This window comes from Streptomyces showdoensis (genome assembly GCF_039535475.1).
GTDB classification, from domain to species: Bacteria; Actinomycetota; Actinomycetes; order Streptomycetales; family Streptomycetaceae; genus Streptomyces; species Streptomyces showdoensis.
Genome location: NZ_BAAAXG010000026.1, coordinates 289,431 through 308,388, shown reverse-complemented (window position 1 = coordinate 308,388; position 18,958 = coordinate 289,431). Strand labels below are relative to the sequence as shown.

At 70.3% G+C, this 18,958-nt stretch carries 17 protein-coding genes and 1 riboswitch; of the genes, 7 read left to right on the top strand and 10 right to left on the bottom strand.

What is annotated here, in order from left to right:
* Nucleotides 1–6: 6 nt before the first annotated feature.
* The 6 genes from ABD981_RS13920 to ABD981_RS13895 form a co-directional block, all read right to left on the bottom strand.
* A complete protein-coding gene (locus ABD981_RS13920; protein ID WP_046907345.1) occupies nt 7–1,023 on the bottom strand; it encodes a ribonucleotide-diphosphate reductase subunit beta in 1,017 nt (338 codons plus the stop codon).
* Nucleotides 1,023–3,374, bottom strand: coding sequence for a ribonucleoside-diphosphate reductase subunit alpha (locus tag ABD981_RS13915; protein WP_046907344.1), 2,352 nt, complete (start codon nt 3,372–3,374; stop codon nt 1,023–1,025). Before ABD981_RS13915 ends, ABD981_RS13920 begins: the two co-directional genes overlap by 1 nt.
* Nucleotides 3,375–3,502: 128 nt before the next feature.
* Nucleotides 3,503–3,627, bottom strand: a riboswitch (cobalamin riboswitch).
* A 58-nt stretch (nt 3,628–3,685) separates the two neighbouring features.
* The gene (locus tag ABD981_RS13910; protein ID WP_046907343.1) at nt 3,686–4,201 is read right to left on the bottom strand and encodes a GNAT family N-acetyltransferase; all 516 of its coding nucleotides are present in this window, start codon (nt 4,199–4,201) and stop codon (nt 3,686–3,688) included.
* A gap of 77 nt (nt 4,202–4,278) precedes the next feature.
* Complete coding sequence (mctP, locus tag ABD981_RS13905; RefSeq protein ID WP_046907342.1) at nt 4,279–5,904, bottom strand: monocarboxylate uptake permease MctP; 1,626 nt, start codon at nt 5,902–5,904, stop codon at nt 4,279–4,281.
* Entirely contained in the window at nt 5,901–6,155 is a 255-nt protein-coding gene (locus tag ABD981_RS13900; RefSeq protein ID WP_046907341.1) for a DUF3311 domain-containing protein, read from the bottom strand. The genes mctP and ABD981_RS13900 overlap by 4 nt, the downstream gene beginning before the upstream one ends.
* 159 nt (nt 6,156–6,314) lie before the next feature.
* On the bottom strand, nt 6,315–7,079 hold the full coding sequence (locus ABD981_RS13895) for a GntR family transcriptional regulator (RefSeq protein ID WP_046907340.1): 765 nt from the start codon (nt 7,077–7,079) through the stop codon (nt 6,315–6,317).
* Nucleotides 7,080–7,371: 292 nt separating this feature from the next.
* Here ABD981_RS13895 and ABD981_RS13890 point away from each other — a divergent pair, with 292 nt between their 5' ends.
* From ABD981_RS13890 to ABD981_RS13875, 4 genes are all read left to right on the top strand, one after another.
* Nucleotides 7,372–8,655, top strand: a complete 1,284-nt coding sequence (locus tag ABD981_RS13890) for an extracellular solute-binding protein (RefSeq protein WP_046907339.1) — start codon at nt 7,372–7,374, stop codon at nt 8,653–8,655.
* Nucleotides 8,656–8,730: 75 nt separating this feature from the next.
* Nucleotides 8,731–9,720 carry a carbohydrate ABC transporter permease gene (locus ABD981_RS13885; protein WP_046907338.1) on the top strand — a complete coding sequence of 330 codons (990 nt, stop codon included), beginning with the start codon at nt 8,731–8,733 and terminating at the stop codon, nt 9,718–9,720.
* Nucleotides 9,721–9,743: 23 nt separating this feature from the next.
* Nucleotides 9,744–10,598 (top strand): carbohydrate ABC transporter permease, encoded by an 855-nt coding sequence (locus ABD981_RS13880; protein ID WP_046907337.1) that lies wholly within the window; start codon nt 9,744–9,746, stop codon nt 10,596–10,598.
* A gap of 10 nt (nt 10,599–10,608) precedes the next feature.
* Entirely contained in the window at nt 10,609–12,129 is a 1,521-nt protein-coding gene (locus ABD981_RS13875) for a glycoside hydrolase family 3 protein (RefSeq protein WP_046907336.1), read from the top strand.
* A gap of 92 nt (nt 12,130–12,221) precedes the next feature.
* Here the strand turns inward: ABD981_RS13875 and nagB are convergent, their stop codons facing one another.
* Both nagB and ABD981_RS13865 read right to left on the bottom strand, forming a co-directional pair.
* Nucleotides 12,222–13,007 carry a glucosamine-6-phosphate deaminase gene (gene nagB / locus ABD981_RS13870; protein ID WP_046907335.1) on the bottom strand — a complete coding sequence of 262 codons (786 nt, stop codon included), beginning with the start codon at nt 13,005–13,007 and terminating at the stop codon, nt 12,222–12,224.
* Nucleotides 13,008–13,224: 217 nt separating this feature from the next.
* Nucleotides 13,225–13,986, bottom strand: a complete 762-nt coding sequence (locus ABD981_RS13865; protein WP_046907334.1) for an SDR family oxidoreductase — start codon at nt 13,984–13,986, stop codon at nt 13,225–13,227.
* A gap of 83 nt (nt 13,987–14,069) precedes the next feature.
* On the opposite strand from ABD981_RS13865, the gene ABD981_RS13860 reads away from it, so the two are divergent.
* Together ABD981_RS13860 and ABD981_RS13855 are read left to right on the top strand one after the other, a co-directional pair.
* Nucleotides 14,070–14,660: a TetR/AcrR family transcriptional regulator gene (locus tag ABD981_RS13860; RefSeq protein ID WP_046907333.1), complete on the top strand. Its 591-nt coding sequence runs from the start codon at nt 14,070–14,072 to the stop codon at nt 14,658–14,660.
* 420 nt (nt 14,661–15,080) lie between these two features.
* Nucleotides 15,081–16,547, top strand: a complete 1,467-nt coding sequence (locus ABD981_RS13855) for a sensor histidine kinase (RefSeq protein WP_046907332.1) — start codon at nt 15,081–15,083, stop codon at nt 16,545–16,547.
* Between the two features lie 194 nt (nt 16,548–16,741).
* Here the strand turns inward: ABD981_RS13855 and ABD981_RS13850 are convergent, their stop codons facing one another.
* Both ABD981_RS13850 and ABD981_RS13845 read right to left on the bottom strand, forming a co-directional pair.
* Complete coding sequence (locus ABD981_RS13850; RefSeq protein WP_003953983.1) at nt 16,742–16,999, bottom strand: WhiB family transcriptional regulator; 258 nt, start codon at nt 16,997–16,999, stop codon at nt 16,742–16,744.
* Between the two features lie 318 nt (nt 17,000–17,317).
* Nucleotides 17,318–18,286: a diacylglycerol/lipid kinase family protein gene (locus ABD981_RS13845; RefSeq protein ID WP_046907331.1), complete on the bottom strand. Its 969-nt coding sequence runs from the start codon at nt 18,284–18,286 to the stop codon at nt 17,318–17,320.
* A gap of 86 nt (nt 18,287–18,372) precedes the next feature.
* Between ABD981_RS13845 and ABD981_RS13840 the strand changes: the two genes are divergently transcribed.
* A complete protein-coding gene (locus ABD981_RS13840; RefSeq protein WP_046907330.1) occupies nt 18,373–18,837 on the top strand; it encodes a hypothetical protein in 465 nt (154 codons plus the stop codon).
* The last annotated feature ends 121 nt before the right edge of the window (nt 18,838–18,958 follow it).

The following is an 18,958-nucleotide window of genomic DNA, read 5'->3' as shown; positions in this document are numbered from 1 at the left end:
CGGGACCTAGAAGTCCTCGTCCAGGTCCACCGAGCCCTCGACCGCCACCTGGTAGGCGGACGGACGGCGCTCGAAGAAGTTGGTCAGCTCCTGGACGCCCTGGAGCTCCATGAACGCGAACGGGTTCTCCGAGCCGTACACCGGGGCGAAGCCCAGCCGGACGAGACGCTGGTCGGCGACGCACTGGAGGTACTCGCGCATCGACTCGGTGTTCATGCCCGGCAGGCCGTCACCGCACAGGTCGCGGCCGAACTGGAGCTCCGCCTCGACGGCCTCCCGCAGCATCGCGGTGACCTGCTCCTGGAGCGCGTCGTCGAAGAGCTCGGGCTCCTCCTTGCGGACGGTGTCCACGACCTCGAAGGCGAAGTTCATGTGCATCGTCTCGTCGCGGAACACCCAGTTGGTGCCGGTGGCCAGGCCGTGCAGCAGACCGCGGGACCGGAACCAGTACACGTACGCGAAGGCGCCGTAGAAGAACAGGCCCTCGATGCACGCGGCGAAGCAGATCAGGTTGAGCAGGAAGCGCCGGCGGTCGGCCTGCGTCTCCAGGCGGTCGATCTTCTCGACCGAGTCCATCCACTTGAAGCAGAACTGCGCCTTCTCGCGGATGGAGGGGATGTTCTCGACGGCCGCGAAGGCCGCCGCCCGGTCGTCCGGGTCGGGGAGGTAGGTGTCGAGCAGCGTCAGATAGAACTGGACGTGCACGGCCTCCTCGAAGAGCTGGCGCGAGAGGTAGAGCCGCGCCTCGGGGGAGTTGATGTGCTTGTAGAGCGTCAGGACCAGGTTGTTGGCCACGATCGAGTCGCCGGTCGCGAAGAACGCGACCAGACGGCCGATCATGTGCTGCTCACCGGGGGTGAGCTTGGCGAGGTCGGCGACGTCCGAGTGGAGGTCGACCTCCTCCACGGTCCAGGTGTTCTTGATCGCGTCGCGGTAGCGCTCGTAGAAGTCCGGGTAGCGCATCGGGCGGAGCGTGAGCTCGAAGCCCGGGTCCAGGAGGTTCTTCTGTTCGGTGGAGCTCATTACTGGCAGGCCTCGCAGGACTCGGGGTTCTCAAGGGAGCAGGCGACGGCGTCGGGGTCGGCGACCTGCTGGACGGGGATGGGGGCGGCGGCCTGGGCGGCGCGGGCGATCCGGGTGGCCGGGCGCGAGCGCAGGTAGTACGTGGTCTTCAGGCCCTGCTTCCAGGCGTACGCGTACATCGACGAGAGCTTGCCGATGGTGGGCGTCTCCATGAAGAGGTTCAGCGACTGCGCCTGGTCCAGGAAGGGGGTGCGGGCCGCGGCCATGTCGATCAGGCCGCGCTGCGGGATCTCCCAGGCCGTGCGGTACAGCTCGCGCACCTCGTCGGGCACCCAGTTGAAGCCGGCCACCGAGCCGTTGGCGTCGCGCAGCGCCTCGCGGGTCTGCGCGTCCCACACGCCGAGCCGCTTCAGCTCGTCGACCAGGTACGAGTTGACCTGGAGGAACTCGCCGGACAGCGTCTCGCGCTTGAACAGGTTGGAGACCTGCGGCTCGATGCACTCGTAGACGCCGGCGATCGAGGCGATCGTCGCGGTCGGGGCGATGGCGAGCAGCAGGCTGTTGCGCATGCCGACGGCGGCGATCCGCTCGCGCAGCGCGGCCCAGCGCTCCGGCCAGTTCAGCTCCACGTCGAAGTGGTCCGGGTGCAGCACGCCGCGCGCGGTGCGGGTCTTGTCCCAGGCGGGCAGCGGGCCGCTGCGCTCGGCGAGGTCGGCGGAGGCCTCGTACGCGGCCAGCATGATCCGCTCGGCGATCCGGGTGGACAGCGCGCGGGCCTCGGCCGAGTCGAAGGGCAGCTTCAGCTTGAAGAAGACGTCCTGGAGGCCCATCGCGCCCAGGCCCACCGGCCGCCAGCGGGCGTTGGAGCGGCCCGCCTGCTCGGTCGGGTAGAAGTTGATGTCGACGACCCGGTCGAGGAACGTGACGGCGGTGCGCACGGTCTCGTCGAGACGCTCCCAGTCGATGTCCGAACCGGTCACGAAGGCGCCGAGGTTGACCGAACCGAGGTTGCAGACGGCCGTCTCGCCGTCGTCGGTGACCTCGATGATCTCGGTGCAGAGGTTCGAGGAGTGCACGACGGAGCCGGGCTCGGCGGTCTGGTTGGCGGTCCGGTTGGAGGCGTCCTTGAAGGTCATCCAGCCGTTGCCGGTCTGCGCCAGGGTCCGCATCATCCGGCCGTACAGGTCACGGGCCGGCATGGTCTTCTTGGCCAGGCCCGCCGCCTCGGCCTTGCGGTACGCGGCGTCGAACTCCTCGCCGTACAGGTCGACCAGCTCGGGCACGTCGGCCGGGGAGAACAGCGACCACGCGGCGTCCGCGTTGACCCGGCGCATGAACTCGTCCGGGATCCAGTGCGCCAGGTTCAGGTTGTGGGTGCGGCGGGCGTCCTCGCCGGTGTTGTCGCGGAGCTCCAGGAACTCCTCGATGTCCGCGTGCCAGGTCTCCAGGTAGACCGCGGCGGCGCCCTTGCGGCGGCCGCCCTGGTTCACCGCGGCGACGGAGGCGTCCAGCGTCTTCAGGAACGGCACGATGCCGTTCGAGTGCCCGTTGGTGCCGCGGATCAGCGAACCGCGGGCGCGGATGCGGGAGTACGACAGGCCGATGCCGCCCGCGTGCTTCGAGAGGCGCGCGACCTGGTGGTAGCGGTCGTAGATGGAGTCCAGCTCGTCCTGCGGGGAGTCCAGCAGGTAGCAGGAGGACATCTGCGGGTGGCGGGTGCCCGAGTTGAAGAGCGTGGGGGAGGAGGGCAGGTAGTCGAGCCGGCTCATCAGGCCGTACAGCGCCGCCACCTCGTCCACGGCGCGGGCGCTCTCGTCCTCCGCGAGGCCGCTCGCGACGCGCAGCATGAAGTGCTGCGGGGTCTCGATGACCTGGCGGGTGATCGGGTGGCGCAGCAGGTAGCGGGAGTAGAGGGTGCGCAGGCCGAAGTAGCCGAAGCGGTCGTCGCCGGCCGGGTCGATCAGCGCGTCGAGGCGCGCGGCGTGCGCGGCGACGAAGGCGGCCGTGCGGTCGGCGATCAGACCCTCGCGGTGGCCGACGGCCACGGAGGCGGAGAAGGAGACCGCGCCCTGTCCCGCCGCCTCGTCGGCGATGGTGACGGTGAGCAGCCGGGCGGCGAGCCGGGAGTACGCGGGGTCCTCGGCGATGAGTCCGGCGGCGGCCTCCGTGGCCAGCTCGCGCAGCTCCGCCTCGTCCGAGCCGGCGCTGCGGCCGCGCAGGGCGGCGGCGGCGACCTTGCCGGGGTCGGTGTCCGGGAGGTCGGCGGTGAGATCGGTCAGGGTCCGCAGCAGCACGGTGCCGGGTCCGTCGGTCTCGATCGCTGCGGCCGGATCGGCGGGCGCGATGGTCACGTGGGGGCTCTCCCTCGCTCGGCTCGGAGCCAGGACGGGAGGCGGGAACGGGCGGCCGTACGCACGGCTGCGCCGCGTCCACCGGCCCACTCCGCGAGGCCCGGACGTCTGTGGCACCCGGAACGGACGGACCGGGCGCGCTGCCGGCAGGTCTTCGGACTCACCCTGGGCGCGAACGCGCGCAAAACACACCGTTGCGGGACAGTTCCGGATTTCCACCGGATTCCCCTGCGGCGACAGCGAGGACGAGCATACATGTGGGGGGCGCCGCTTGCGGCACCCCCCACATGTTGTGTCGGTCGGAGCCGGGGTCAGAGCTCCAGAACGTAGGTGAGCAGGGTGAAGTCCAGGCCCTGGACGGGCTTCCAGTCCCGTTCGGGCGAGCGGACGAAGCCCAGCCGCTCGTAGATGCGGTGGGCGCCGGTCATGGTCCGCTGGGTGGACAGCACCATCCGCGTGCACCCCTCGACGGCCCGTGCCCGGTCCACGCAGGCCCGCACCAGGGCCTCTCCGACGCCCCGGCCGCGGGCGGCGTGGGCGACGGCCAGCATCCGGAACTCGGCCTCACCCGGACGGGCGATGTCGGCCCACTCCTCGCCGCCGGCGGTGAAGGTCACCCCGCCGAGGACCGGGCCGGCCGGATCCGTCGTGTCGACCGCCACGAGCACCTCGGCTTCGGCGTCCCGCCGGGCCACGTCCCGCAGCAGGTGCAGATAGGCGTCGTCCTCGCCGAAGCGGAGGAACCCGTCGTCCAGGTAGGCCCGCGCGGTGATCTCGCCGAGCGCCTCGTACTCCTCGGGCCGTACCGCCCTGATCGTGAAGTCCATGCCCGGCAGTCTGCCCCCGGCACGGCTCCGCCCGCCTCCGGATATGCCGGGGCGGGCGGAGCGGGCGGTGGCGGGGCTCAGTGGCCGGCGGCACCGACCTTCGGGAGCTCGGTCACGACACCCGCGTCGCCGGCGTCCGCCGTGTAGTCCGCGGGCGAGGTCTCGTCGACGCCGTCGGGCGCCTTGAGCGCCTTCAGGACGAAGGTGAGGACCACGGTGACGAGCAGGTTGAGCACGAAGGCGGTGAGGCCGATGTAGCCGATCTCGCCGATGCCGGGGATCTCGGCCGACGAGCCGCCGAAGTGCTTCTGGGTGGGGCTGGCCACGCCGTACGCGGCGGCGGTGCCGTAGATCATGCCGACGGCCCAGCCGGCGAGCAGCGCCCAGCGGTGGAACCAGCGGGTGAACAGACCGCCGACGAGGGCCGGGAAGGTCTGCAGGATCCAGATGCCGCCGAGCAGCTGGAAGTTGATCGCGACGGTCTTGTCCATGGTGAGGACGAAGACCAGCGCGCCGACCTTCACGAGCAGCGAGACCAGCTTGGAGACCTTGGTCTCCTGCTCGGGCGTCGCGTCCGGCTTGAGGAAGTCCTTGTAGATGTTGCGCGTGAAGAGGTTGGCCGCGGCGATCGACATGATCGCCGCCGGGACCAGCGCCCCGATGCCGATGGCGGCGAAGGCCACGCCCGCGAACCAGGCCGGGAACATGTTCTCGAAGAGCTGCGGGATGGCGAGCTGCCCGTTGGTGACCTTCACGCCGGCGGCGATCGCCATGAAGCCGAGCAGCGCCAGCAGACCCAGCATCAGCGAGTACAGCGGCAGGATCGTGGTGTTGCGGCGGATCACCTCGCGGCTCTTGGAGGAGAGCGTCGCGGTGATCGAGTGCGGGTACATGAAGAGCGCCAGCGCCGAGCCGAGCGCCAGGGTCGCGTAGGTCCACTGGCCGGCCTCGCCGGGCACGAGCGCGCCCTTGGGCTTGCCGGTCGCCGGGTTGACCGTCTGGTACGCCTCGCCGGCCTTGGCGAAGATCTCGTCGAAGCCGCCCAGCTTGATCGGGATGTAGATGATCGCCACCGCGATGACGAGGTAGATCAGGGTGTCCTTGACGAAGGCGATGAGCGCCGGGGCGCGCAGGCCGGAGGAGTACGTGTACGCCGCGAGGACGCCGAAGGCGATGAGCAGCGGCAGGTCCTTGACGAACCAGTTGGTGTCCTCGCCGCCGCCGACCCCCATCACGTCCAGGACGGCCTGGATGCCGACCAGTTGGAGCGCGATGTACGGCATGGTGGCGAGGATGCCGGTGACGGCGACCGCCAGCGACAGGCCCTTGGAGCCGAAGCGGCCGCGGACGAAGTCGGAGGTGGTGACGTAGCCGTGCTTGTGGGAGACCGACCACAGGCGGGGCAGGAAGGTGAAGATCAGCGGGTAGACCAGGATCGTGTACGGCACGGCGAAGAAGCCGGCCGCGCCCGCCGCGTAGATGGCCGCCGGGACGGCGACGAAGGTGTACGCGGTGTAGAGGTCGCCGCCGAGCAGGAACCAGGTGACCCAGGTGCCGAAGGAGCGGCCGCCCAGGCCCCATTCGTCGAGGCTGTTCTCGTTCTCGGCCTTGCGCCACTTGGCGGCCAGGAAGCCCATGACCGTGACGGCCAGGAAGAAGAAGACGAAGACGCCGAGCGCGACGCCGTTCACGCCGTCCTTCATCGCGCGTCACCTCCCTTGCGGGCGCGCTGGTCGCGCTTCCAGAGCTGGTACGCGAGCATGGTCAGGCCGGTGGAGACGACCACCCAGAGCATCTGGTACCAGTAGAAGAACGGGATGCCGATGAAGGTGGGGTCCACCTTCGCGTACGAGCCCACCCAGAGCATCGCGACGAACGGCGCGAACAGGCAGAGCGCGATCACCACTCTCGACGGTGTGATGACCGCTTGTTTCCCTTGTGTCGCTTCTGACATGGTGAAACCGTCCCCTCACTGATCACCTCGTAATGCCGAGGAAATCTAGGGGACGGTCTCCCGGTTAGGAACCCCTGTCCGTATAACGGATCGACAGTGTCAGGTCTACGTCAGGTCGGGGCCGGTCCGGCGGCCTGTCGGCGCCGGGCCGGCGCCGGATCAGCCGTTGGGGCGCTGGAGGCGGGCGACGAACTTGTAGCGGTCGCCGCGGTAGACGGAACGCACCCATTCGACCGGTTCGCCCTGGGCGTCGAGCGAGTGCCGGGAGAGCATCAGCATCGGCAGGCCGACGTCCGTGCCGAGCAGGCCGGCCTCGCGCGGGGTGGCGAGGGAGGTCTCGATGGTCTCCTCTGCCTCGGCCAGGTGCACGTCGTACACCTCGGCGAGGGCCGTGTAGAGCGAGGTGTACTTGACCAGCGAACGCCGCAGCGCGGGGAAGCGCTTGGCGGACAGGTGGGTGGTCTCGATGGCCATCGGCTCGCCGCTCGCCAGGCGCAGGCGCTCGATCCGCAGCACCCGGCCGCCGGCCGAGATGTCGAGCAGCCCGGCGAGGGTGTCGTCGGCGGTGACGTACCCGATGTCGAGCAGCTGCGAGGTGGGCTCCAGGCCCTGCGCGCGCATGTCCTCGGTGTACGAGGTGAGCTGGAGGGCCTGGGAGACCTTGGGCTTGGCCACGAAGGTGCCCTTGCCCTGGATCCGCTCCAGGCGGCCCTCGACCACCAGTTCCTGCAGGGCCTGGCGCACGGTGGTGCGCGAGGTGTCGAACTCCGCGGCGAGGGTGCGCTCGGGCGGGACCGGGGTGCCGGGCGGCAGGGTCTCCGTCATGTCGAGCAAGTGCCGCTTCAGTCGGTAGTACTTGGGCACGCGCGCGGTGCGGGTGGCGGCGCCGCCCTCTGTCTCCGTGCTGCCCGCGTCCGTGGCCATGGCCTGCCTTCCCGACTCCTGTGCTGCTGCCGTCACCGGCTCCTCCGTCTGTCGCGGCTCACATGGTGGCACGGACCGGTCACGGGTCGTCGCCCTCCCTCAGGTGTCGGTCCGATAACGGACCCGACTGCCCTTCTTATACACCCTTGACACCCCTAAAGGTCTAGGCCAAGCTCCGGGTACTGGTCTACACCATTAAAGACCAGGTCCCAGCCCCACGAGCATTACTCGACGTATGTCTGTATGTCTTCGCGCGGTGGGCAGGGGTTGCAGCATCCCTGAGGAGGGTGGCGTGAAGCGCAAGCTCATCGCGGCGATCGGCGTCGCGGGCATGATGGTCAGCATTGCCGCGTGTGGTGGCTCGGACGACAAGGGCGGGGCGAAGGCCGGCGGCGACGCCAAGGAGCTCACCGTCTGGCTGACGGTCGACGCCCAGAACAACTGGCCCGAGCTGGTCAAGGCCGCCGATGACGCGGTGACCAAGAAGCACCCGGGCATCAAGATCAAGCACGAGTACTACGGCTGGCCGGACAAGAACACCAAGCTCGACGCGGTGCTCGCGACCGACAAGGCCCCGGATGTTGTCGAGATGGGCAACACCGAGATGATCAGCTACATGGCCAAGGGCGCCTTCGCCGAGGTCGACCCGTCGAAGTTCGACAACTCCGACAAGTGGCTCGACGCCCTGAAGGACTCGGTCACCTACAACGGCAAGACCTACGGTGTCCCCTACTACGCCGGTGGCCGCGTGGGCACCTGGCGCAAGGACATCGCCGCCGAGGTGGGCGTCAAGGCCGCCCCGAAGACCTGGGCCGAGCTGACCGCCGCCCTGGACAAGATCCAGGCGAAGAAGGGCGACAAGTTCAGCGCCTGGTACCAGCCGTCGCCCGACTGGTACGCCGCGATGTCGTTCGTCTTCGAGGCGGGCGGCTCCATCGCCAAGCAGGACGGCGAGACCTGGAAGGCGAACCTCTCCTCGCCCGAGTCCGTCAAGGGCCTCAACGAGTACAAGAACATCGTCGACAAGTACATGCACGGCGACAAGACGAAGGACGAGTCCGACCGTCCCGTCGTCTTCGGCCAGGGCAAGTCCGCGACGATGTTCGCCGCCGGCTGGGAGGGCGCCACCGCCGCCGACCCGAAGACCGACAAGGTCGGCGGGCTGAAGGACAAGCTCGAGAACTTCGTCATGCCCGGCCCGTCCGGCAAGAACCTGCCCGTCTTCCTCGGCGGCTCGGACCTGGCCATCCCGGTCAAGTCCAAGGCGCAGGGCGTCGCGGCCGAGTGGATCGCCGCCTTCACCGGCGCCGAGGGCCAGAAGGGCCTCATCGGCAAGGGCAACCTGCCGAACAACAAGGCGGACCTCGCCCCGCTGAAGAGCGACCCGGCCACCGCCGTCGCGGCGACCGCGGCCGAGTCGAGCTGGTTCGTCCCGACCGCCCCCGGCTGGGGCCAGGTCGAGAAGGCCCAGACCCTCAAGACGATGCTCATCGAGATCGCCAACGGCAAGAAGTCGGTCGAGCAGGCGGCCAAGGACGCCGACGCCGCGATCGACAAGGTCATCAACACCAAGTGACCTATGGGCAGGGCCCCGCCACCACGGCGGGGCCCTGCCGCCCGTACCACGAGAGGGATCGCTGAGGAGCACGGGATGAGTGCCGCAGACACAACCACCGCGAAGGTGCCGCCGGTGCGGCAATCGCCACCATCCGGCTCCGGAGCCGGTACGCCCGCCCCGCGCGGGAAGTCCAAAGGCGGGGCCGGGATCCCATGGCTGCTCCTCGCGCCATGTCTGCTCGTGCTCCTCCTGGTGCTCGGCTATCCGCTGATCCGGCTGGTCACGCTCTCGTTCCAGAAGTTCGGGCAGCCGCAGCTGTGGGGCTTCCAGGAGCCCGAGTCGGCCGGACTGTCCAACTTCACGGCGATCCTGGGCGACTCCGAGTTCTGGACCGTCGTCCTGCGGACCGTGCTCTTCGCGGCCGGCGCCGTGATCGTCACGATGGTCCTCGGCATGGCGATCGCCCTGCTCCTCCAGCGCGTGTCGAGCTGGGTCAAGGTCCTGATCAACATCGTCCTCGTGGCGAGCTGGGGCATGCCCATCATCGTCGCCACCGCCATCTTCAAGTGGCTCTTCGATGCCGACTACGGCGTCCTCAACTGGCTGCTCAGCCGACTGCCCGGCGTCGACATGATCGGCCACAACTGGTTCGCCAGCGGCCCGCAGGGCCTCGCCGTGATCATGCTCCTGGTGGTCTGGGGCGCGGTGCCCTTCGTCGTCATCACCCTGAGCGCCGGTCTGACGCAGGTGCCGAAGGAGCTCGAAGAGGCCGCCCGCCTCGACGGCGCCGGCGCCTGGGGCGTCTTCCGCTACGTCACCCTGCCGATCATGAAGCCCATCCTCGTCATGCTGACGACCCTCTCGGTCATCTGGGACATGGGCGTCTTCCCGCAGGTCTACGTGATGCGCAACGGCCACCCCGAGGCCGAGTTCCAGCTGCTCACCACGTACTCGTTCGACAAGGCGTTCGTCGTCAACGACTACGGCACCGGCTCCGCGATCGCGCTCGTCACGGTCGTGCTGCTGCTGGGCGTCGTCGCGGTGTACATGCGCCAGATGCTCAAGATCGGAGATGTGGAGTGAGCGCAGCGAACGCGCAAGGGGAAGTGAGCACCGCCAAGGTCTCCGCGGCCCCGCGCCGCCCCCGCAAGTCGAAGCTGGGCTGGAATCTGCTCGGTCTGCTCGTCTTCGTCACCGCCGGCTTCCCGGTCTACTGGATGCTCAACACGGCCTTCAAGCCGGCCAAGGACGCGATCGACCCCGACCCGCACTTCTTCCCGTCCACCTTCACCCTTGAGAACTTCAAGCGTGCCCTGGACATCGCGGACTTCTGGGGCCCGGTCGGCCGCAGCCTCCTGGTCTCCTCGGTCGTGGTCGTCATCGGCATCGCGGTCGGCCTGCTCGCCGCCCTCGCGATCTCCCGCTTCGCCTTCCGCGGCCGCAAGATCGTCATCGTCGGCATCCTCGCGGTCCAGATGGTCCCGCTGGTCGCGATGATCATCCCGGTCTTCCTGATGCTCAACGACCTCGGGCAGTACGACAAGCTCAGCGGCCTGATCATCACCTACCTGACCTTCATCCTGCCCTTCACGGTGTGGACGCTGCGCGGGTTCATCGTCAACATCCCCAAGGAGCTGGAGGAGGCCGCGCAGGTCGACGGCTGCACGCCCACCGGCGCGTTCATCCGGGTCGTCTTCCCGCTGCTCGCCCCCGGCATGGTCGCGACCTCGGTCTACGGCTTCATCCAGGCCTGGAACGAGTACCTCTACGCCCTGATGCTGATGAGCCAGCAGAACCAGACGGCCACCGTCTGGCTCTCCAACTTCATCACCAAGAACGGCACCGAGTACGCCCCGATGATGGCCGGCTCGACCATGATGGCCGTCCCCATCGTGATCCTCTTCCTCCTCGTCCAGCGCAAGATGGCCGCTGGCCTGACGGCCGGCGCCGTGAAGGGATGACGTCCGCCCCATGACCATTCTCGTAAGCCGCTCGGACACCCTGACCCGGGACGCCCTCACCGTCCTCCAGCCCGGCTTCGTCGGCACCACCGCCCCCGACTGGCTGCTCCGCCGGATCGGCGAGGGGCTCTCCTCGGTCGGCCTCTTCGGCCGCAACATCGACACCCCGGAGCAGCTCGCCGCGCTCACCGCGCAGCTGCGCGCCGAGCGGGACGACGTCCTGGTCGCCATCGACGAGGAGGGCGGCGACGTCACCCGCCTCGAGGTGAAGCAGGGTTCCTCCTTCCCCGGCAACTACGCGCTGGGCAGCGTCGACGACGTCGAGCTCACCCGGGCCGTGGCCCGTGAGCTCGGCCGCCGGCTGGCCGAGTGCGGGGTGGACCTCAACTGGGCGCCCTCCGCCGACGTGAACTCCAACGCCGACAACCCGGTCATCGGGGTGCGCTCCTTCGGCGCCGACCCCGAGCTGGTCGCCCGGCACACCGTGGCCTACGTCGACGGCCTCCAGGCCGTGGGCGTCGCCGCCTGCACCAAGCACTTCCCGGGGCACGGCGACACCAACGTGGACTCGCACCACGCGCTGCCCCGCATCGATGTGGACCTCGCCACACTGCACGCCCGTGAGCTGGTACCTTTCCGCGCCGCCATCGCCGCGGGTACCAAAGCGGTGATGAGCGCGCATATCCTGCTCTCCGCGCTCGACCCGAACCGTCCGGCCACCCTGAGCCCGCAGATCCTCACCGGTCTGCTCCGCAGGGAACTGGGCTTCGAGGGACTGATCGTCACCGACGGCATGGAGATGCAGGCCATCTCCTCGACGTACGGCATCGAGCGCGGATCCGTCCTCGCGATCGCCGCGGGCGCCGACGCCATCTGCGTCGGCGGCGGGCTGGCCGACGAGGACACCGTACTGCGCCTGCGCGACGCGCTGGTGAACGCGGTACGGACCGGTGAACTGCCCGAGGAGCGGCTGGCCGACGCCGCGGCGCGCGTGCGCGCCCTGGCGGCCTGGACCCAGGCGCACCGGGCTCGGGGGGCTGGATCGGGGCCGGGCGCGGCAGTGCAGGAGGGGACCGCGCCCGGCACCGACGTGGGTCTCGTCGCCGCCCGCAGGGCGCTGCGGCTGACCCCGGGGGAGCGGCCGTACGAGCCGGTCAGCAGCGCTCCGTACGTCGCCGCCTTCACGCCCGTCGCCAACTTCGCGGTCGGCGACGAGACCCCGTGGGGCATCGCCGCCGAGCTGGAGCGGCTGCTCCCGGGCACCGCGACCGGCTCCTACGGGGCCGACGCCTCCCTGGACGAGGTCCTCGCCGCCGCGGGGGAGCGGCGGGTGGTCGCGGTCGTCCGGGACGCCCACCGGCACCCGTGGATGGCGAAGGCCCTGGACGCCCTGCTCGCCGCCCGCCCGGACACGGTGGTGGTCGAGATGGGCCTGAACGAGTCGGAGCCCCGCGGGGCCCTGCACATCGCCACGCACGGTGCCGCCCGCGTCTGCGGTCGCGCCGCGGCGGAGGCCGTCGTGGGCCGTTAGGCAGGCGGCACACGACGGTACGCGAGGGGGCCCGGCACCTGGGATCAGGTGCCGGGCCCCCTTCGCGCGTGCGGGCCGGTGCGGCGGCGGGACTAGATGCCCTGCCAGGCCGGCTTGTTCGCGAAGGTGTGGCGGAAGTAGTCGGCCAGCTTCAGCTTGGAGGCGGCGGCCTCGTCCACGACCACGGTCGCGTGCGGGTGCAGCTGGAGCGCGGAGGCCGGCACGAGCGCGGCGACCGGGCCCTCGACCGTCTGCGCCACGGCCTCGGCCTTGCCCTCGCCGGTGGCCAGCAGCACCAGGTGGCGGGCCTCCAGGATGGTGCCGATGCCCTGGGTGATGACGTGGTGCGGCACCTGGTCGATGTCGTCGTCGAAGAAGCGCGCGTTGTCGACCCGGGTCTGCTCGGTGAGGGTCTTGATCCGGGTGCGGGAGGCGAGCGAGGAGCAGGGCTCGTTGAAGCCGATGTGCCCGTCGGTGCCGATGCCGAGGATCTGGAGGTCGACGCCGCCGGCCGCGGTGAGGGCCCGGTCGTAGGCCTCGCAGGCCGCCAGGACGTCCTCGGCGGAGCCGTCGGGGCCCATGAAGGCGTCCTGGGACAGGCCGAGCGGCTCGACGACCTGGCGCAGCACCGTGGACCGGTAGGACTCGGGGTGCCCGGCGGGCAGCCCCACGTACTCGTCCAGCTGGGCGATGCGGGCCCGGGAGGCGTCCACGGAGCCGGCCGCGACCTTGGCGGTCAGGGCGTCGTAGATGGGCAGCGGGGTCGATCCGGTGGCCACGCCGAGCAGCGCGTCCGGCTTGCGGCGCAGGAGGTCGGCGATGCCGTCCGCGATGAGCTCGCCGCCCGCCTTGGCGTCCTTGACGATGACAACTTCCACGCTGTGCCTGCCGATCTGGTGAGGGGCTGGAAAGGAGCCTGTGTGGTATAGACCAATCTAAGCCCAAATCTAGCAGAGCCGAGGCCGTCCGCCCATGCCCTTCCGGCCTGCGGACGGGCCCCCGGGGGTCCGTCCGCGGCCCGTCCCACCCATCGTCGGACGCACCGGCCCCGCCAGCCACTCGGAGCACTCCGGCCCCAGGGGGCCGCTACGAGGGTCAGGCCAGGGAGCCTCCCGTCGCGTCGATCCACTGCCCCGTCACCCAGCGCCCGTCGTGGGAGGCCAGGAAGGCCACCACGTCGGCTATGTCCGCCGGCTCGCCGACCTTCCCCAGGGCCGACATCGCCGCCGCCCCCGCCCAGGCCTCCTCGTTCCCCCGGAGCCAGCCGGCGTTGATGTCCGTGTCGACGATGCCCGGCGCCACCGCGTTGACCGTGATCCCGCGCGGGCCCAGCACCTTCGACAGATAGCGGGTGAACGCGTCGAGCGCGCTCTTCGACATCGCGTACGCGATCAGCTCCGGCATCACCGCCGCGTGCGAGAGGCCCGTCGACACGTTCACGATCCGGCCGCCGTCGCGCAGCCGCTCCGCGCCCAGCTGGGCCAGGAAGAACGGCGCCTTGGTGTTGACCGCGAAGATCCGCTCGTACTCCTCCTCGCCGATCGAGGCGAAGGGCGCCGAGGCGCCGATCCCCGCGTTGTTCACCAGGATGTCCAGGCCGCGGTCCTCGCCGACGGCCGCGTCGAACGCGGCCCACAGCGCCGCCGCGTCCCCCGGGACGCCCAGCTCCTGCCCGATCGCGAAGGCCTCGCCGCCCGCGGCCCGGATGGCCTCGACCGTCTCCTTGGCCGCCGCCTCGTTGCTCCCGTAGTGCACGGCGACCCGCGCCCCGTCCCGCCCCAGGCGCTCGGCGACGGCCCGCCCGATGCCCCTGCTGCCGCCCGTGACCAGTGCCGTCTTCCCCTTGAGCACGCCCATGACGACGCCCCCCTCACTTGTGTAGCGGTCGTTACGAAAAGAACCGTACCACCTTCCGTAGCGTCCGCTATAGAATTAACGCCATGACCTCGAAACAGCGCGGCCGGCCCCGTTCCTTCGACCGCCCGACGGCGCTGGAGCAGGCCACGATGGCCTTCTGGGAGCACGGGTACGAGACGACCTCCGTCTCCGACCTCACCCGGGCGATGGGCATCAGCGCCCCCAGCCTCTACGCGGCCTTCGGGGACAAGAAGACCCTCTTCGAGGAGGTCGTCGAGGAGTACGCGCGCTCGTACGGGGCCTTCGGCGGCCGCGCCTTCGCGGAGGAGCCGACCGCGCGCGCCGCGATCGGCCGGATGCTCAGGGAGGCGGCGGGGGAGTACACGGACCCGGCCCACCCGCGGGGCTGCCTGATGATCTCCGCCGCGGTCAACTGCTCGACCCCCGAGGTCGAGGAGGCCCTGCGCGAGCGGCGCACGGCCAACGTCGCGGCGTTCGAGGCGCGGATCCGCCGGGACGTGGAGAGCGGCGAGCTCCCCGCGGACGCCGACCCCCGGGCCCTCGCCCGCTTCAGCGGCGCCGTCCTCCAGGGCATGTCCCAGCAGGCCCGCGACGGCGCGAGCCGGGAGGAGCTGGAAGCGCTGGCCGAGACGGCGATGCTGGCCTGGCCGTAGCGCGACGCGTGCGGGGGCGCGACGCGTGCGGGGCGCGACCCGCACGGGGAGGGCGACACGCGCGAGGCGTCCCCGCCGGAAGGGGCTCACGGGCCCCGGAAACACCCGCGGGCCGCGGCGCCTGACGGGACCCTCAACCCGTCCGGCACCGCAGCCCGGAGTTGCTCGGCCGTGGGTGTGCGGTGCCCTCGGCCGTTATGGGAGGTCTCGGCGCAGTCAGGGCAGAGAGCGCCGGGTACCTCGTCCACCCTCCTGTGCGGGGAGAGTGGAGGCTCCTTGTGAAGCATTGTGGACTAGACCATTCTCGTCTGTCCATCCATAGGAACCAGGTCCTTCCGGGCCCATCCTCCAACACGGAGGCCCGGAGATCCAGGTTCACCGCCCTGTAATTCCGCGGGTACGCTCGCACACGTGCCCTCCATGAACGACCTCGTCCGCCAGCACACCGCTCTGAGCGAGTCCGACCTCGACTGGCTCCACACGCTGGTGTCGGAGTGGCAGCTGCTCTCCGACCTCTCCTTCGCCGACCTCGTCCTGTGGGTCCCCACCCTGGACGGCACCCGGTACGTCTCCGTCGCCCAGATGCGGCCCAACACCGGGCCCACCTCCTACCAGGACGACATGGTCGGCCACCTGGTCCCGCGCGGCCGCCGCCCGCTCCTGGACGCCGCCCTCGACGAGGGCCGGATCGTGCGCGAGGGCGACCCGGAGTGGCGCGAGGAGGTCCCGGTCCGGGTCGAGTCGATCCCGGTGCGCCGCGAGGGCCGCGTCCTCGGCGTCATCGCCCGCAACACCAACCTGCTCACCGTCCGGACCCCGTCCCGGCTGGAGCTCACCTATCTCCAGTCCGCCTCCGACCTGGCCCAGATGATCGCCGCGGGCACCTTCCCGTTCCCCGGCGAGCAGGTCGACATGGACTCCTCGCCGCGAGCCGGCGACGGACTGATGCGGCTCGACGCCGACGGCGTCGTCCAGTACGCCTCGCCCAACGCCCTCTCCGCGTACCACCGGCTCGGCCTCGCCGCCGACCTCACCGGCCAGCACCTCGGCCAGATCACCGCCGAACTCGCCCCCTCCCGCGGTCCGGTCGACGAGGCCCTGGCCACCATGGCCAGCGGCTACGCCCCGCGCGAGTTCGAGGTCGAGGGCAACGGCGGGGTGATCCAGCTGCGGGCGATCCCGCTCAAGCCCAAGGGCACCCGCATCGGTTCCCTGGTGCTGCTCCGGGACGTCACCGAACTGCGCCGCCGCGAGCGCGAGTTGATCACCAAGGACGCCACCATCCGGGAGATCCACCACCGGGTGAAGAACAACCTCCAGACGGTGGCCGCCCTGTTGCGCCTCCAGGCCCGCCGGATGGACTCCGAGGGAGGCCGTGAGGCCCTCAACGAGGCCGTGCGGCGCGTCGGTTCGATCGCCATCGTCCATGAGACGCTGTCCCAGAACCTGGACGAGCGGGTCGAGTTCGACGAGATCGCGGACCGGGTGATCGCGATGGTCGCCGAGATCTCCCCGGGCAAGGTGACCTGCCGGCGCAACGGCCGCTTCGGCATCCTCGACGCCGAGGTCGCCACCCCGCTCTCCATGGTCCTGACCGAGATCCTGCAGAACGCCCTGGAACACGCCTTCGCGCCGGGGGAGCAGGGCACGGTCGAGGTCACCGCCGTCCGCGGCGAGCCCCGCGCCGACGCCCGCCTGCTGATCACGGTCAAGGACGACGGGCGCGGTCTGCCCGAGGGCTTCGACCCGCAGCGGGCCGGCAACCTCGGTCTGCAGATCGTGCGGACCCTGGTCGAGGGCGAGCTCGGCGGCAGCTTCGACATGCAGCCGGGCTCCGAGCGCGGCACCCGCGTGGTGCTCGACATCCCCGTACAGCCCCAGAAGTAAGCCCCGTACGCGGGGAGTTGAGAGCCGGATCACAGGATCCGGCTCTCAACTCCCGGAGCACAGCAGCGAGCCCCGGACCGAAGGAACTCGGTCCGGGGCTCGAATGCTGTGGGTTACTGCTGCGCGCTGCGGCTCGGGGGCGGTGATTGCGTACACGGTGTACGCGCCGCGTGCCTCAGGCTGTCACAGGTGGCTCAGGCGCTGGCGTTGCGCGCCCGGTTGCGGGCGGCGCGGCGCTTCATCGCGCGGCGCTCGTCCTCGCTGAGGCCACCCCAGACGCCGGAGTCCTGGCCGGACTCGAGCGCCCACTGCAGGCACTGCTCCATGACGGGGCAGCGGCGGCAGACGGCCTTGGCTTCCTCGATCTGCAGCAGCGCAGGACCGGTGTTGCCGATGGGGAAGAACAGCTCGGGGTCTTCCTCACGACAAACGGCGTTGTGACGCCAGTCCATGGCTGCTACCTCTCTTGGTTATTACGTGCAAGTTGCTTGTGAATGTGAACGCTTTCACGAATCCCCCCGCAAGGGAAGGGCCGACTGCCAGGTGAACTGGCGTGGTCCAGAGTTTGAGGAGGGGTTCTGGCTCTCAGTGGAGGCCGGTGTTGCGGGCCGTCCCGATCGCCAAGAAGAGACTCGCAAACCTCGGCAGCGGATACAACCCCTTCTGGAAAGTTTTTTTTGATTCCTCGGTGTCGGCTCCGTCACAGCCGTACTTCTAGGGGGTGGATGGCAGCCTAAACGTTCGAGTAGAAGGACTTTCGACCCTTCCGGTCACACAATCACACGCAGTGCACGGCGAACGCCTGTGAACGTCACGCTCGTACGCAGCCCCAGGTGGTCTCCGTCCATCTGGAGCGGCAGGGGCACCTTCGAATGCAAGGTGAAGTCGGTCAGATCGTGCAGGGTCAACGCATGCTTGCCGTGCGGCCCCCGCTCGGGGGTCGAAGTGAGCAGCTGAGTGGCGTACCGGGCCACCGAGGGAGCCGAGAGGCGGCTCAGTCCGAGCACGTCGAGGGCGGTTTCGAAGGACGCCTCGGGCGACGCGTACACCGGACGATTCCCCAGGTAGGTCCAGGGAGAGGTGTTGCAGATTATGGAGAGGACGAGATCCTCCACAGGATCCTCACCCGGCCGCTCCAGCGTGATCGTCCCGTGCCGCCGGTTCTGCTCGCCCAGGAACTGGCGCACCACCTGACGCAGATAGAGCGCGTGCGTCGAACGCTTGCCGCGCTCCCGCTGCTGTTCGACCCGGCCGATCACGCTCGCGTCGAAACCGAAGCCGGCACAGAACGTGAACCAGCGTTCGGGCACCGCCTCGTCGTCCGTGCCCGGCGTACCGGACGCGAGCCCCAGGCTCACCGTCCGTGCCCGCCGCTCACGCAGCGCGTCGAGCAGCGCCCCGGTCGCCTCCACGGCGTCGTTCGGCAGTCCGAGCGCCCGGGCGAACACATTGGTCGAGCCGCCCGGCACCACCGCGAGCCCCGGGAGCCGGTCCGGATCGGGCCCCGCGTGCAGCAGCCCGTTGACCACCTCGTTGACCGTGCCGTCGCCGCCGAGCGCCACCACCAGGTCGATGTCGTCCGAGTCGGCGGCCCTGCGCCCCAGGTCACGGGCGTGGCCGCGGTACTCGGTCGTGATCGCCTCCAGCTTCATCTCGCTGGCCAGCGCGTGGATCAGCACGTCCCGTGTGCGGGCACTGGTGGTGGTGGCTGCCGGGTTGACCACGAGAAGCGCGCGCATGGTCGCCAGGGTACCTACCCGGCGGTACCCGGGCCCAGCCCGGCCCGTGCCCGCCGCTTCCCCCGGGCCCCGGCTACCCTGCCTGCATGAGCAGTGCCGAGAGCCCCGAGAGCCCCGAGAGTGCAGACATGAGCGGTACGGAGCGGAGCCCGCGTCCCGGGCGCCTCACCGCCGCCGCCGCGGTGGCCGGCGTCGAGGGCCTCGCCCTCGTGGCCGGCGGCCTCTACATGCTGGTGAGCGTCCTGGCCGACGGACCCGACGACCTCGTCTCGGCCGTCATGGGCGCGGCGACCCTGGTCGCCCTCGGCCTCATCCCGCTCGCCGCCGCCCGCGGTCTGTGGCTGCGCCGCTCCTGGGCCCGGGGCCCCGCGGTCATCACCCAGGTCCTCGCGCTGCCGGTCGCCTGGCAGCTGCTCCAGGCGAACAGCGTCATGATCCCGGCCGGCATCGCGCTCGCCGTGCTCGCCGTGACCGGGCTCGTCCTGCTGGTGAGCCCGTCCACGACCGAGGCACTCGGCATCCGGCGCCCCGGCCAGGACCCGGCCCGGTAGGTCCGGGTAGGTCCCGGTAGGTCCGGGCCCTGGCCGGTCACCGCACCGGGGGGCACCGGACCGGGGGTCACCGCACCCGGGGGGCACCGGACAGGCGGTCACGGAGTCACGGCGTCACGGC